Source organism: Salinibacillus kushneri, assembly GCF_900111405.1.
GTDB classification, from domain to species: Bacteria; Bacillota; Bacilli; order Bacillales; family Alkalibacillaceae; genus Salinibacillus; species Salinibacillus kushneri.
This window is the reverse complement of record NZ_FOHJ01000011.1, coordinates 51,049-65,843: the sequence shown is the minus strand read 5'-3', so window position 1 is coordinate 65,843 and position 14,795 is coordinate 51,049. Positions and strand designations below refer to the sequence as shown.

13 protein-coding genes and 1 pseudogene are annotated in these 14,795 nt (G+C 35.8%); 9 read left to right on the top strand and 5 right to left on the bottom strand.

Annotated features, from left to right (window positions below; translation table 11 throughout):
- Nucleotides 1-35: 35 nt before the first annotated feature.
- Entirely contained in the window at nucleotides 36-611 is a 576-nt protein-coding gene (locus BMX63_RS14375; protein WP_093136898.1) for a hypothetical protein, read from the top strand.
- A gap of 52 nt (nucleotides 612-663) precedes the next feature.
- On the opposite strand, the gene nfsA is transcribed toward BMX63_RS14375, so the two are convergent.
- Nucleotides 664-1,410, bottom strand: coding sequence for an oxygen-insensitive NADPH nitroreductase (gene nfsA, locus BMX63_RS14370; RefSeq protein WP_093136897.1), 747 nt, complete (start codon nucleotides 1,408-1,410; stop codon nucleotides 664-666).
- Nucleotides 1,411-1,434: 24 nt separating this feature from the next.
- Nucleotides 1,435-2,142, bottom strand: coding sequence for a hypothetical protein (locus BMX63_RS14365; RefSeq protein WP_093136895.1), 708 nt, complete (start codon nucleotides 2,140-2,142; stop codon nucleotides 1,435-1,437).
- 252 nt (nucleotides 2,143-2,394) lie between these two features.
- On the opposite strand from BMX63_RS14365, the gene BMX63_RS18130 reads away from it, so the two are divergent.
- Nucleotides 2,395-2,571 (top strand): hypothetical protein, encoded by a 177-nt coding sequence (locus BMX63_RS18130; protein WP_177167330.1) that lies wholly within the window; start codon nucleotides 2,395-2,397, stop codon nucleotides 2,569-2,571.
- A gap of 52 nt (nucleotides 2,572-2,623) precedes the next feature.
- On the opposite strand, the gene ku is transcribed toward BMX63_RS18130, so the two are convergent.
- Nucleotides 2,624-3,472, bottom strand: a complete 849-nt coding sequence (gene ku / locus BMX63_RS14360) for a non-homologous end joining protein Ku (RefSeq protein ID WP_093136894.1) — start codon at nucleotides 3,470-3,472, stop codon at nucleotides 2,624-2,626.
- Between the two features lie 157 nt (nucleotides 3,473-3,629).
- On the opposite strand from ku, the gene BMX63_RS14355 reads away from it, so the two are divergent.
- Entirely contained in the window at nucleotides 3,630-5,447 is a 1,818-nt protein-coding gene (locus BMX63_RS14355) for a DNA ligase D (RefSeq protein ID WP_093136893.1), read from the top strand.
- 13 nt (nucleotides 5,448-5,460) lie between these two features.
- On the top strand, nucleotides 5,461-6,033 hold the full coding sequence (locus tag BMX63_RS14350) for a class I SAM-dependent methyltransferase (protein WP_093136891.1): 573 nt from the start codon (nucleotides 5,461-5,463) through the stop codon (nucleotides 6,031-6,033).
- A gap of 37 nt (nucleotides 6,034-6,070) precedes the next feature.
- Here BMX63_RS14350 and BMX63_RS14345 read toward each other — a convergent pair whose 3' ends face one another.
- Nucleotides 6,071-6,550, bottom strand: coding sequence for a hypothetical protein (locus tag BMX63_RS14345; protein ID WP_093136890.1), 480 nt, complete (start codon nucleotides 6,548-6,550; stop codon nucleotides 6,071-6,073).
- Between the two features lie 620 nt (nucleotides 6,551-7,170).
- Here BMX63_RS14345 and BMX63_RS14340 point away from each other — a divergent pair.
- The 3 genes and pseudogenes from BMX63_RS14340 (at nucleotide 7,171) to BMX63_RS14330 (ending at nucleotide 10,369) form a co-directional block, all read left to right on the top strand.
- A complete protein-coding gene (locus BMX63_RS14340) occupies nucleotides 7,171-8,406 on the top strand; it encodes an MFS transporter (protein ID WP_093136888.1) in 1,236 nt (411 codons plus the stop codon).
- Between the two features lie 572 nt (nucleotides 8,407-8,978).
- Nucleotides 8,979-9,407, top strand: coding sequence for a DUF4181 domain-containing protein (locus tag BMX63_RS14335; protein WP_093136887.1), 429 nt, complete (start codon nucleotides 8,979-8,981; stop codon nucleotides 9,405-9,407).
- A 111-nt stretch (nucleotides 9,408-9,518) separates the two neighbouring features.
- Nucleotides 9,519-10,369 (top strand): annotated as a pseudogene (locus BMX63_RS14330) (alpha/beta fold hydrolase).
- A gap of 276 nt (nucleotides 10,370-10,645) precedes the next feature.
- Here the strand turns inward: BMX63_RS14330 and BMX63_RS14325 are convergent.
- Nucleotides 10,646-11,962 (bottom strand): SpoIID/LytB domain-containing protein, encoded by a 1,317-nt coding sequence (locus BMX63_RS14325; RefSeq protein ID WP_245732842.1) that lies wholly within the window; start codon nucleotides 11,960-11,962, stop codon nucleotides 10,646-10,648.
- Between the two features lie 108 nt (nucleotides 11,963-12,070).
- Between BMX63_RS14325 and BMX63_RS14320 the strand changes: the two genes are divergently transcribed.
- Together BMX63_RS14320 and BMX63_RS14315 are read left to right on the top strand one after the other, a co-directional pair.
- Nucleotides 12,071-13,882: a MotA/TolQ/ExbB proton channel family protein gene (locus BMX63_RS14320; protein ID WP_177167329.1), complete on the top strand. Its 1,812-nt coding sequence runs from the start codon at nucleotides 12,071-12,073 to the stop codon at nucleotides 13,880-13,882.
- Entirely contained in the window at nucleotides 13,879-14,598 is a 720-nt protein-coding gene (locus BMX63_RS14315) for an OmpA family protein (RefSeq protein ID WP_093136883.1), read from the top strand. The genes BMX63_RS14320 and BMX63_RS14315 overlap by 4 nt, the downstream gene beginning before the upstream one ends.
- Nucleotides 14,599-14,795 lie beyond the last annotated feature (197 nt).

Sequence of the window (14,795 nt, the reverse complement as noted above, 5' to 3'; positions counted from 1 at the left end):
TACTGCCACGGGAATATAAAAGAGGGGAATTCGAGATGAATAAAGGTAAAATCACTGTTTGCGTCGCAATGGTTATCGTTTTTTTTGCTGCTTTCCAAATGAATACAAAAGGGTATCTGCTTTTCGCTCCACCGCTTATTGAGCAGGAGAAAATTGATGAGCGCTTTGAACTTCAATCCTTTCAATTAGCACAAATAGAGGATCTTGATATAAGCAAACAGAAATTAAAATCAGATGTTATTCAACAATTAATTGCTCAAAAAGCTTTAACCGAGAAAGCGAAGGAAAAGGAACTTGAAGTAACGGAGAAAGAATTGGAAACACGAATGGATGAAATAATGGAACAAGCCCAGGAATATAAAGATGAAGATTACGGAATGGGTGCTTTTTTAAAGACTCAAGACTTGTCCTTTGAAGAGTACTTTAATCAATATATGAAAGAAGAAATCAAAACGGAGATGTTCATCGACAAACTCCAGAAGGAATGGTTTAAAGAGTTTGATGATGCCCGGGATTATAATGACTTAGAAGAGAAAAGACAAGAAGTGATTGATGATTTTAAAGCAGAGCATCAAGACGAAATTGAAAGAATCAAAGAAGAAAACCTATAAAAAAGCCTATCTTCTTCTCGCATACCAGGGAAGATGATAGGCTTTTTTGAAGTTATTTTCGGTTCATGCCTTTATGTTTTACAAAATCTGTTACATCCTGACGTTTTGGTTTGGATAATTTCCGATGAATTTGTCCAGTAAAGGAATCCGTCCGTTTGTTTTCACTTCGATTTTGATAATAGTTATTAAGTTGGTTATTAAATGTATCGAGTTGGTTTTCAAGTGTTTGATCATTAGCATAATGGTTTTCAAAATAGATAGCATTCATAGGTAGTCTTGGTTTCCTTTCCGGTTGATGATCAGGATAACCAATAGCCATACCAAATAATGGGATAACATAATCAGGTAGCTGTAGCAATTCACTTACTTGGTTAATATCGTTTCGTAAACTGCCGAGATAACAGATTCCAAGTCCCATGCTTTCCGCAGCGATAGCAGCATTTTGGGCTGCAAGAGCGGCATCGACAGTTGCTACAATAAAGTGCTCCGTATTCTGCAGATTTCCATTCATTGTTTTTTTTTGTTCTTCGGTAGAATTAAGTTGGGCACGGTGAAAATCAGCGCAAAATACCATTAGATGAGCATTATCCTTAACATAAAATTGCCCTGATACGTTAGACAACGCCTGTTTAATATCCTCATCTGTTACACCAATAATACTATAGGCTTGATAGTAGCTGGAAGTAGATGCTTGTTGGGCTGATTGGACAATTGTATGAATCTGTTCCTTTGATAAGGGCTGATCTTTGAATTGGCGAATGGATCTATGATTTAGAAGAGTATCGATTAACTGATTCATTGTTATTCTCCTTTCAGGTTGTATTTAAGATACTTCAAATAGAATAAAGTCATCACCTAAATTATCCGTGTTTTTTTTCTTTTCATCAAAATGAATAGAGGAGGGTACTCGAATTTTAATTTTATTGGTATCTACCCATTCCATGGATTCAATGGAATAATTGTAATCTAAGACTTGTTCTGTCAGATCTTCATTGTTTAAAGACAGGATTTTATGCTCATATAGATCCACAACTTGAATATGATGTTTCTTCTTGCCATTAATGACACGCTCAAAATAAAGCATAATTTTCTCCTGATCAGGAGAAAGCTGGTAAGATACAAAAGAAGCTAAATCGGTTAGTGGAATCACACTTTCCTCTTCTTTTCCTTTTTCAACAAGCAGATAAGAGCAAATACTTTCCTCACCCTGACAAGCATAAGACATCATGTATAAAGCATCATCGGTTTCTTCTGTTAATAGTTGAGCCCTAAAGGTTTGCCCAATTTCATTAACATCATCCTTTGCTGTTGAAAGATAATGGCCTAATAAAGGAGCATTTTCTAAATGAATGGTTACGGAATTTTCTTTGGTCATAACGGGAATGGATAAAGTTTCAGGTAAGGCTTTTGCTTCCTCAGTTTGTTCTGTATTTTCTTTATTGTCTGTTACATCTAATTCTTGGTTCTCCTCATTCTCCGAGCATCCAATGAAAATCAACATCATTGACATAAACAGTACCCATCTTTTCAATTCTTCCACCTCGACTTATGTAAAACAAACTTTAGATAAAGCACTTATTATTATAAAGAATTATGCTACGTTTTAAAATACCACTTGTTTGATAAAGATTGTCTTTTTTTAAGAGGGGGGAGGGAAGAAGGGTTCTCGTATTTGACTTAAAACCTTTTTTTGTATGCTGCAAAAAATTTAGAACACAATGGAGGCTTTTTATTCACCTATCGAAAGAGAGGACCATATTTTAATGGTAGGTAGGTGATATCCGTGAAGCATCTTCATATTCTGCATATATTACTCCATCTTGTGCTGATTGGAGTCATGGTTTTACACTATTTTGGCATTATCCATGACTCAATTGCAGCGATTATCGTTATTCCGATATTTGTCTATTTTGTTATTTTGTATAGCTGGATTAACAAACACAAATCCCGTGATCCATGACAAAATGTTTTCGCACTTTAAAGGATGTGGGAACAGGGCCAAGCCCACATCCTTAAAGAGCCTTCTTCGCTGTCGTTTTCTTTTTTGTCGTCGTTTTCTTTTTGGTTTTGTTTTTGCTTCCTTTTTGGGAGCGTTCCAGGGAAGCTTCGAGTGCATCCATCAAATCTGTAACATTATCCGGCTTTTCCTGTTTCTTTTCCTTTCCTGTTGTCACTTCGTTGTTTTCCTTTTTCTCCTCGATTAAATCCATGAGTGCCGTTCGATATTCATCATTGTATTTCTCAGGTTCAAATTCGGTTGTAAGCTCGTCAATCAACATCTTTGCTGTATTAAGCTCTTTCTCACCCAAGTTTTCTTCAGCAGGGACATTGGGAACCTGATCGACAGCCCGGACTTCATCCGGATAATGAATGGTTTCCATCACAAGGGTATTTTCATAAACGCGTACGATGGCAAGCTGTTCTTTGGAACGAATCATGATTTTGGCAATCCCGATTTTTCCTGTATCCTTTAATGATTGGCGAAGGAGTGCATAAGCCTTGCCTCCACCTTCATTGGGAGAAAGGTAGTAGCTCTTTTCAAAATATATCGGATCAATTTCTTCTAATTGGACAAAATCTACAATTTCTACAGCTTTATCATCTTGTTCTTTTTTCAGATTTTCCAGATCCTCATCATCCAAAACAACAAATTTATTTTTCGCATATTCGTACGCTTTTACAATGTCATCATTGGTAACTTCTTTTTCGCAATGAGGGCAGACTTTTTCATATTTGATGGGTGTTTCACATTCTTTATGCAAATTACGAAGGCGAATATCCTTGTTTTCTGTTGCAGCATGAAGCTTAACAGGAATATTAACCAGTCCAAAGCTTATGGTTCCTTTCCACATTGTATGCACGTTTTATCACTCCTTTGTATTTAGCATTCATCTTACATGTAACTTTTATCCTGTGTACAAGCATTTCATTTCTTGGTATGAACGTCCAAACATGTATAATTTGGACGATTTTCCCAATTATAAGTATGGAACTTTCTATACAAAAGGAGCCGGCTAAATGTGGAATCCAATGCTGCCAACCTTAACAAATGAAGTACCAGAAGGTGATAATTGGGTATATGAAGTAAAATATGACGGTTTTCGAACTTCCCTCGAATGGAAAGAGGAGGGAGTACGTTTTATATCCCGTAATGGTAAAGACTTAACAGAGCATTTTCCTGAAGTCATCTCATTTTTAGAACACTATCAGGACCAGGTACGGGAGTTTTTGCCCCTCTCGTTAGATGGAGAGATGGTCATATTAAAAACAAACCTGTGTGCTGATTTTTCTTTATTACAGCAACGGGGACGTATGAAAAATATGGATAAGATAAAGCAGCATGCTCAAACCTTTCCTGCTCAGTTTTTATGCTTTGATGCTTTACAAATAGGGCGAAATCTGCAAACCCGGACCTTTGAAAAGCGAAAGGAAGAAATAAAGGATTTATTTTCGTCTTTAGGTTGGCCCTTACATATTTCTTTACTCAAGCCCATATCCTTGATTCCTTTCTATGATGACTATCAACCTTTATGGAAACAGCTTGAATTAGCGTATGGAGAAGGGATTGTGGCTAAACAAAAGCATCAATCCTATCAACAGGGAAAAAGAGTTAAACACTGGTTAAAAATTAAAAACTGGCGAAAAGTCACCGGTTTTATTACGGAATTTGATCCAGAAAATGACTATTTCACAACTTCCATTTATAATCAAAACAAGCTGGAGACCCTTGGTGTAGTTAAACATGGGTTTTCGGAGGAATCCTTTAATACTTTAACGAAACTCATCATAGAAAAAGGGGAAAAAAAGAAAGGTATTTTTCATATACCACCTGCTATATGTATTCAGATCAATTGTTTACAGGCAGAGGAAGGACAGTTAAGAGAACCTAATTTTGATCAGTTTCGTTTTGATTTGTCACCTGAGGAATGTACCTTAAAAAAAAGGGATCTTGATTTAACCATGCTTCCGGAAAATGTTGAAATAACAAGCCCTGATAAACCCTTATGGCCACAACCTAACTTTTTAAAACAGGACCATCTTATTTATTTACGTAAAATGGCTCCATACATGCTCCCATTTCTGAAAAGTAAAAAACTGACACTTATTCGTTACCCACATGGAGTGGAGGATGAGTCTTTTTTTCAGAAGCACAGGCCGGATTATGCACCGGACTTTGTAGGTGCGTATAAGGAAAGTGGTGAAACCTTTATTCTTTGTCAAACATTAGAGTCTTTAATATGGATAGGGAATCAAGGAACAATTGAATTTCACATTCCTTTTCAGAAGATAAATGAATCCTTTCCAGACGAAATAGTATTTGATTTGGACCCTCCTTCAAGGAAGGAGTTCTCATTAGCTATACAGGCTGCACAAATTCTAAAAATGATTTGCGACCAGCTGGAGCTTTATGCCTTTGTCAAAACCTCAGGGAACAAAGGATTGCAAATCCATATTCCATTACCAGCAAATGGGCTTACGTATGACGAAACTAGAGCGTTTACGGAAGCGGCTGCTCAATTACTGGTACAGCAATACCCGGAAAAATTTACGATTGAACGCTTGAAAAAAAATCGGGGAAATCGGTTATATGTGGATTACGTCCAGCATGCTGAAGGAAAGACAATTATTGCACCCTATTCCCCGCGTTCAACTAAAGAAGGAACTATAGCCACTCCTTTATTTTGGGAGGAAGTTCATGAGGATTTAAATCCGACTCAATTTACAATAACATCGGTCCCAAGCCGAGTTTCTAAGTTTGGATGCCCAATGAGATATTATGATGAAGTGAGACAGGAACAAAATTTTACGAAGCTGAAACAATTAATCAATACGTAAGGGGAGTGTAAGAATGTCAGAAAGGCGATTTGATCCTGAAAAAGCAGATCAATTGATTAATCAAAGTCGTAAAGAAAAGGTGCCACAGGATAAAATACTCGAGCTTCTTTCTCTATCAGGAGATGAAAAAATTGTAGACCTTGGCGCGGGAAATGGGTACTTGACGTTACCAATAGCGGAAACTACTTCAGAACGTGTAATGGCAGTGGATATAGAAGATGGAATGCTAACCATGTTAGATCATCGTGCAAAAGAGGCAGGTATTCGAAATATTGACCGCATGAAGAGCCAAATTGAAGTTCTTAAATTTCCTGATGCTTCATTTGACCGGGCTGTGGCTGCTTTTGTTTTGCATGAAGTAGATGGCATTGAGAGAACCTTAAGAGAGATTAATCGTGTATTAAAAAACGATGGACAACTGCTTGTACTCGATTGGGAAGAGCATGAATCTGATGATGGTCCTCCCATGGATCATCGTATTCATTCTGAACGTATGCAAAGATATCTCATGAAAGAAGGGTTTCAGACAAAACTAGGATTTTTACATCCGGATATTTATTACATATCTGCTTATAAGGCCGGGTAAAAGCTCTAAAAGACCAGTACCTCACAAAAGGTACTGGTTATCTCCTTTTTGATTTGGATTTTGAAAAAGTTAAAATGACTTTTCGAATAACTAGTCCTACGAATAAACCTGGTATAAGGGACAAAATGGGCAGCCAAACTGGTCCAAGCAATACACCAAAAATCTTAATCCGTTCAGCAAATATTAATCCGACTGTTATGAAATAAGCTCCAAATACAAAAGGAAGAAAAGCATAAGGGGTTTCCCCTTGATCAGCTTCGTAAAAGGCATCCCATAAAGCAAACATATAAAGACAAGGGTAAAACATAAGAAATTGATAATTGGTGACTGAAATAGCCTTATCAATTTGTCCTAAGAAACTATATCGAATCGCCTCATTAAAACGACTAAAAATGTTTATGATAATTTCCATAAAAACTAACACAAATCCAATTATGTAACGCTTTTGTAAAACCTGTGCAAATCCTGGCAGGGCAATGTTCCATAAAATTGATGACAGTTTTCTCTCTTTGTTCAATCTTAATCACTCTTTAGTTAAGTATTGTATATTTGGTACTTGAAATCTATGCATTGTAGGTAAAATGCTAGGGAATTCTCTATTACATAAAGTAACCTCATTCCTGTTTTTTATACGATAAGTCGTTCAGAGAGATACTACTTCTGTATGTTTATTTTGTTCATTATGGGAAAGCCAAAAAGTTAGAACGATAATATCCGTCTTAGGAAGTATAGGAAAATCCTACTTTTTTCGGTTTTTTCAATTTAGGAAAAAAGATAAGATTAAAATATATTCATTGGGGTATAGATATATATAGAAGCTGCAATGAATGGACTAACACAATGGTATATGGATTCAAGGACTTAGTGATACAAGTGCTATGAAATTCCCCTTTATTGTGAAGTGACTATTTTGACGGTTGCCATAGTCTGACTTAGACCATCAGGCTATGGCCTTTTTGTGTATGAGGGACTAACTCTCCTGCATAAAATGTCTGGTTTAGCTGAAAACTTTTAAGTAGCGTGGATAGTAAATATCGCTATTCTGTTACAGTGATACCTATTAAAGACTTTGGGAAAACTTTCACTAAAGATTAGTGTAACAACTATTCAAAGTTTCACTTTTAAAGGGGTAAATATATGGATAAGAAAAAATGGGCATTATTTGCTCTAGCTTCAATACCTTTAATGATGACACTTGGAAATTCTATGTTTATTCCGGTTTTACCGACTATTGAGAAGGAATTAAATATTAGCCCTTTTCAATCCAGTTTAGTCATTACCGTTTATTCCGTTGTAGCCATTCCTTTGATTCCTGTAGCGGGTTATTTATCCGATAAATTTGGACGAAAAAAGGTGATGATTCCAAGCCTTATCATTACAGGGATAGGCGGTGGATTAGCAGCTTTTGCTGCCTGGAAAATAGATGAACCGTACATCATGATTTTAGTCGGACGTTTTTTACAGGGAATTGGTGCAGCTGGAGCCTTTCCAGTAGTGATTCCTACTGTCGGAGATCTATTTAAAGATAAAGAAGAAGTCACAAAAGGATTAGGCATTATTGAAACGTCTAATACTTTTGGAAAGGTATTAAGTCCGATACTTGGTTCCTTGCTTGCTTTTTTGATTTGGTACGTCCCATTTATTGCAGTTCCCATTTTGTCAGCAATCTCTATACTGTTACTTCTTTTATTCGTTCATGCGCCCAAACAGGAGAAAAAACAGGAGGATTTAAAACATTTTGTTCATAAGATTAAAAAGGTCTTTCATTATAATGGACATTGGTTAACAGCTACCTTTCTAATAGGGTGCTTAAATATGTTCGTGTTATTTGGATTCTTATTTAACCTTTCTGAACAATTAGAATTACGGTTTGAAATTGAGAGTGTGATGAAAGGCGTACTCTTAGCAGTTCCCCTACTTGTTTTATGTACAGCATCTTTTGTTACTGGGAAAAAGGTAGGGAAAAACCAAAAAGTAATGAAATGGTTCATCTTTATCGGAAATGCTGGTTCTGGCATAGGTTTAGTTTTTCTACGTTCCAACATGACTTTAGTCTGGACGCTTATTCTTTTAGCTGTTGCCGGGTTAGGTATAGGAATCTCTCTGCCATGCTTAGATGCTTTAATAACAGAGGGCATTAAAAAGGATATACGAGGAACGATTACATCTTTGTATAGCAGTATGCGATTTATTGGGGTAGCTTTGGGACCACCAATTATTGCCATTATGCTTAAGTCTCTATCAACGTATATTTATTTACTTTTAGGAGGATTAAGTATGATTGCAGCTATTATCACTTTTTTATGGATTCGGCCTGATTCGAAAACCCAAAGTGAAAAGGGGATGGAAAAAGGAGTGAAGAGCACCACCTAGCAGCAATTATAAAAGAACATCATGGATGAATTTTTGATTACTCGTATAAAAAAGGATTAGAGGACAAAGACTCTAATCCTTTTTTATTTTCAGGAGACCCCCTAGGCGTATTTCGAGGTGGATCCCAATCAGCACACGGAAAGTAAGCGTACTGAAGCAGAAATCACTTATATTTACCAAAGTCTTTGTATGTATATGAGCATCAATACCAGGAAAAATGGGACCAGGATGATACTTAAAGTAATTCGGTTTTGGATTACAAAATGCAATTTGTAACCTTATGAACGACTATTTATATATGAAATAGGATCTGAATTCTAGGGATCATTACAATTAAAATCGTACAACTGATTGTGAAAATTAACGGGTTGTTGGAAATTTTATGGTAAAATAGAACAATATATATCATCAAAGACACAAAGGCTATTTAATAAGTTTACTATTCGTTCCAATCCTTCCCATCTTTATCCAATTAAGCGATAAAGATGAGCCATTACGTAATCACTCTTCAAGTAACAGGGATGTTCATTTAAGCAAAGATTGGTTTTTAATAGAATAAGGGGGGGAGATTTATGTATGGTTTAGGACCCAATTTTTGGCTCAAGTTAGTGTTAATATTAACTATTATATTATTACTGTTAGCTTTATTTCATACGGTAATGAGAAAATGGCTAAAAGTTGAGAGAAAGAAACTTTTTTCATATAACCATGTTCATGAGAAACATTCAAAAATAGATTGGACGATTAGGATTACGTTCATAGCCCTCCTAACTATCGGCTATTTTGTTAATGTCTCTAGATTTCCTATGAATTCCATTTGGTTTTTTGAACCATGGTTTTTGATGTTTTTACTTATTATTGGGACTGAAGTAGCTAGAGCAATTATGGAGTGGAAATATGCTGAAAACCGAAATGCCTACAAATTAACAGTTAGTCAATTAGCATTTATTTTTATATTATTTTTCACATTATTTGGGACTCATTTTTTCGGATTAGGATAAACAAAAGAAAAGGATTCTTACTTAACGATCTGGTCTATTCTTCAAGAAGGAGTCAGCTCTTTTATAATAAAGTAAAGAAGCAGAATTGTTTAATAAGAAAGGGAAGATTTGATGGAAAAATGGGGAAGGAAATTACTTAAAACATCACGTGGGGTATTCGAAGTATTTGAGAAGGGTGAAGGAGAACCACTTTGTGTTACCCATCATTATTCAGAATTTAACCAAACAGGGGATTATTTTGCAGAGACATTTATAAAGTATTTTTGATAAATTTAAGAGAAGCAGGTCATTCAGAGAAAGCCAAAGAACCTTATCAGCTAAGTTTTTTGGAGACAATATTTGATATAGAAGCTATTCGAGAAGAATTAGGGTTTGAAAGGTGGGGATTTGCTGGTCATTCAACTGGAGGGATGTTAGGCATAATCTATGGAATATACTTTTCGAATTCTCTAAATTTCAATGTGATTGTCGGGGCTGCTGCAAGAGAATATATGACATTCTCAAAAGATTGTATTTATAATCCTAAACATTCTGAATTTACCAGAATGCAAGAACTGAACGAAACCTTAAAACGTTTAGACATACATTCAAAAAGAAGAATAGAACTAAAAGTTGAAAGGACGAAACTGTCATTATTTGATCCCGAAAAATATGATGAACTTTTTTCTGAAAACATAAGTAAAGGAATGTCAGCCATTCGTATGGACTTTTTCAGCCGAGAATTGCAGGTATATGATGTAACGAAAAAGCTGGAGTTTATATCAACTCCCACTTTAATACTTTGTGGTAGATATGATGTCCAGTGTCCAGTAAAATACTCCATCGAAATGGAGGAAGGAATACCTAACTCAAAGTTAGTTATCTTTGAGAAAAGTAACCATTACCCTTTCTTAGAAGAAGCAGAACAATTTACTAAAGAATATAATTTGTTTATAAAGAAACATCAATCCTTATTAAGCTAACCATCCCTTTTTCAATAAAGAATTTGTTCTATTTTGTAGCGCCATATCACATTGGATTTTGCTCGTGGTTTTGCAGTTGTATAATCATAATTTTAGATTTGCAAATTTGGTTACATTTTAGTGCGTAAAAAAACTGTCCTAATTACAAAGGATATTGATTTAACAATGAAAAAAAGAGCATCAAATTCAAATTGCGTTGTAATTCAATGCTCAATTTATATTGTATTTTTAATGTTCGTACTCCAAAACTGAACGACCCTTTTTGGATTAGTTGACTTACTTCTTATACACCTGCGTAATATCTGTACCAGGAAAATAAAACTCAATAATCTCCTTATAGTTTTTACCAGCTTCAGCCATCTTTTGTGCTCCCCATTGACTCATTCCAACTCCATGTCCATATCCTTTTCCTTTGATAATATAGGCGTTTTCCGTTGATTTTGTTGAGGTGATTAAATAGCTCTTAAAAATAGATCCACCTATCATCGGACGAATTTTTGACAGGGGAACATCCTCTAATGAAATTTCATCTACCATCATCATCCCTAAGATACGATGCATAAAGGAAATCGTAATGGAGCCTTTCACAGAACGGTTAGATTCATTCCTTTTTTCCGCTATAGAAAAATGGGGAATGGCAAGAATTTTTACGTCCTGATAGCCTTTTTTTTCTATCCATTTCTCCATGGTTTTCGTGATTTCTTCGTCCTTTGCTTGTAAGTGGGACCAAATGTCGGGTGAATACCAAGCCCAAAAAAAGCTGTTGTTTGGCAGTTGTTCTTTGTTTAAAGTAAATTTCCAAGGTCGCTCCGGGTCATATGGATCACTTTTGACAGGGTAATAGTTAATTGCTTCTCCGCCCCACACATTAGCATTGGATTCTGTATATCCACCATTGCTTGCTGAATAAAAAGCAGTAATCGGATTCCCATTATGGGTAATTATTTCTCCTTTTGTTTCTTCAACTGCCTGGTTGGTTTTTGAAAAGGTAGAATATCCGCCATAAACTTGAAATTGAATGGTATCATTCATCTGTTTTTCTCCATTCAGATGCATTAATGCATAGGTTCTCGCAGCCAGGCTTTGCGCTTTCAGGGCTTCCAGATTCCAGGTAGAGAATACTTCAAATGGGACGACTCCTTTTAAGTAATCTTCTAATAAAAGTTGATTTACAGGTCGAATATATTTTCCTTTTTCAATGGAAAACTCCATTGCTCCCTGATAAGGGCGATCGTTTATATATATTAGGTTATTTTCATAGGATTTGGGAATGAGTGTAATGGATTTTGGGAGCCTATGTTTTCCGTGATCATCTATAAGAAATAATTTCCCCTTTTTAACGAGAAGTGTATATTTCCCTCCTTTTTCAAGACTAATCAAGGGAGTTAATGTTGTATAATCCCCTTGTAAATGGATTTCAAGTTTAGCAGAGTCCTGGATAAAATTAACCAATTTTACGGACACCATTTCTTCCTCAGCAAGAGCGTTAATTGGTAAAAGAAGAATGAGCCAAAACATACTTATAGACCATAATTTTTTCATATCCTTATTTTCTAAAATAGACTTGTCATTATGCTTGGTAAGTGGTGCCAAAGAGATCATGAGCTGTAAATCTCATGTTTCCTGTTCTAAACTTGTACAGCTTTTAATAAGTTGAATAAAGAAAACTCTTCGATGTTTCAGCTATAAGGGGGGATGTACTTGTTTGACTTTTTACCAGCTAGTAACGATTTTGCACGAATGATTATTGTCATTACCTTCGTATTTTTGACAGTTGTGACTGTTCGAGTGATTTGGCAGAATCGAACCATTTTTACTTTTTTAAAAAGCCAATTAGATGCAGCTGATCAAAAAGGAGAGGACAGTGAATTCTGGCAAGGTTTAAAACAACAATATGACAGGGCCAACCAAAAAGAGGATAATCATATCGATGTGCAGGCTTTTGTAGAAGCGTATATGTCCAGGTTTACGACCCCATACCATTCTTCGAGTATTTTAAGTCGGATTAAACGAATTCAGTCTTCGGGGTCTACAGTAATTTTAATTGGTGTCTTTGGAACCTTTGTTGGACTGATTAGTGCCTTATCCGGGCTTGATATAAATGGAGCGAACATGCAATCTTCAATTCAAAATGTATTAGATGGAATCTATACAGCCTTTTATACAAGTGTTTGCGGAATAGCAGCTTCATTACTTATTACCTTTGTCCATCGAAATTGGGATGCTGAACATTTAATGCTCCAGTTAACCTTAAAGGCGGAAAATCTACTCCAGTCTTATGGAAAGCATACATGGGAAAGCCGGATGGTCGATTCCTTATCACAGGTAAAAGATGCCATTACCGACATGCATCAGAGCCTTGATGAACTGGATGAATTTTCTAATACAATGGAGCGGGCTTCCAATAATATGCGGGACTACAACGAAAAATTCTCGGAAAGCACTGAGACGTTGTATCGGATTTTTGATAACTTAGAAGCAGCATCTGATTCGTTTAATTCACGTATGGACCATATTAATAATCAGTTCACTCAATTCTTACAGCAGCTTGAGAATCAGGAAACCTCGATTAAAAGCATAGATGAAAGTGTAAGAGGTTTATCAGGGGATGTTTCCTCGTTTGTGAAGGATACAAGTGCCCATATCCAGCAATTAACATCAGACAGCAAAGACTATATGGAACACGTCGATGAAAAAATGGGGCAGACCTATCAGAAAATGGCTGATTTCTACAACTTAAACGTTAATCAATTGGAAAAGGTTGCTTATAGTATGGAACAGCTGGAAGCAAAAAATCAAAATTACATTACGAATGTGGGTAAGGCAACCGAAACCATTAAAAATGTCTTACAGGATCGTTCCTTTGATCAATTGCTGCAGGTGACAAAAAAGTTTGCTGAAAATGTTATGATCTTAGAGAGTCATTTTGAGCGTCTGCAAAATCAATATACCCAGTTAGATCAAGAAAAGCAGGAGTTTATGAAATTTTATCAGAGTCAAAAAGAGGAATTAAATCGACTACGGGATGAGATTCAGTCCTTTTCCTCACATAATGAAGGGCTTCGAAGACAATTTGAAGATATGAAATTTGGCTTTGAGCAAGCGGATAAATCCAATCGTGAATTTATTCAGCAGTCTTATCAGCTTATCCGTGATGTGAAGGATGGATTAAAGCAGAGCAATCAGGACCAAGTGAATCAATTGAAACAAGTGATGAATGAATTTAACAATCAAATGAATGATGCATTTCGTAATTTAGACACTATTTTAACAAAAAATCTTGATAATAGTATCCAAAAATTTGAGCAATTTGTATCGAACACCAATCAAGCTATTGAGCGTCAATTTTCAGCTGTAAACCATTATGTTAACAACCACATTGAGTCGAGCCAAAACGCTAATCGTGAGGTCATTCATGCTGTTGGTGACATTCGAAATCGTATAGATGACTGGGATCAGCGGATGAGACAATCCGTTCGTACCATTGGAACCAGGGAGAATGGTCAGCCATGAATTCCAAATATAATCGTTTATTTAAAGCAAGTACGCGAGAAGGGAATTTTTGGCCAGCTTTTACGGATATTTTAGCAACTATTTTGCTGGTGATTTTATTGATTTTAATTACGCTTATGTTTACAAAACAGCAGCAAATTGAGGGAAAAGAAAAAGAAGTACAGGAAAAAGAAGAAATAATTGATTCACTGGTTGGATATGAGCGGGGGATGATTGAACAGCTATCAAAAGCTTTTCAGCAGGAAGGTGTAGATGTAGAAATCGACCAGGAGTCAGGCTCAATAAAATTTGATAGTGATTTACTATTTGACTATGATGAAGCGATTTTAAAATCCCAGTTTAAACAGCAGCTGCAGGAAATTATTCCTGTTTATACATCTGTTTTGTTAAATGAAGAAAATCAGGATAAAGTTGACTCTATATTAATAGAAGGACATACGGATTCTGATGGAAGCTACATGTATAATTTAGAGCTCTCACAGGCTCGTGCGTTGAGTATTGTGAGTTATATCCTGAGTGATGATTTTGGTGATTTTCCTCATAAGGATGTCTTACGGGAAAAAATTTCTGCTATTGGTAAATCGGAAAGCCATCCAATACTGGTAGATGGAAAGGAAGATATGGATCAATCAAGAAGGGTTGAACTCAAATTTAGACTGGCGATGAATGAACAGATGCAGGGAGTTTTAGACGATTTAAACGTTGAACAAGAATAATATATTCCACGTAAGACCAGATCTCTAAGGGTTCTGGTCTTTTTGTTTCATCGTTTATGAAAAAGTATCCCATTCGTTTTTGTTTACATTTTGATACCTGTTTTGTTATACGTATAGAAGGGAATAACATTATGGATTCGAACAATTTTTTTGTGAAATTTTTTAAGAATATATAATGAAAAATATAGCAATAATGA

Coding starts and splice junctions, on each gene's coding strand:
- nfsA (WP_093136897.1), bottom strand. CDS start 1,410: ATGAATCAGTTAATCGATACTCTTCTAAATCATAGATCCATTCGCCAA.
- BMX63_RS14350 (WP_093136891.1), top strand. CDS start 5,461: ATGTCAGAAAGGCGATTTGATCCTGAAAAAGCAGATCAATTGATTAAT.
- BMX63_RS14340 (WP_093136888.1), top strand. CDS start 7,171: ATGGATAAGAAAAAATGGGCATTATTTGCTCTAGCTTCAATACCTTTA.
- BMX63_RS14355 (WP_093136893.1), top strand. CDS start 3,630: ATGTGGAATCCAATGCTGCCAACCTTAACAAATGAAGTACCAGAAGGT.
- BMX63_RS14335 (WP_093136887.1), top strand. CDS start 8,979: ATGTATGGTTTAGGACCCAATTTTTGGCTCAAGTTAGTGTTAATATTA.
- BMX63_RS14375 (WP_093136898.1), top strand. CDS start 36: ATGAATAAAGGTAAAATCACTGTTTGCGTCGCAATGGTTATCGTTTTT.
- BMX63_RS14315 (WP_093136883.1), top strand. CDS start 13,879: ATGAATTCCAAATATAATCGTTTATTTAAAGCAAGTACGCGAGAAGGG.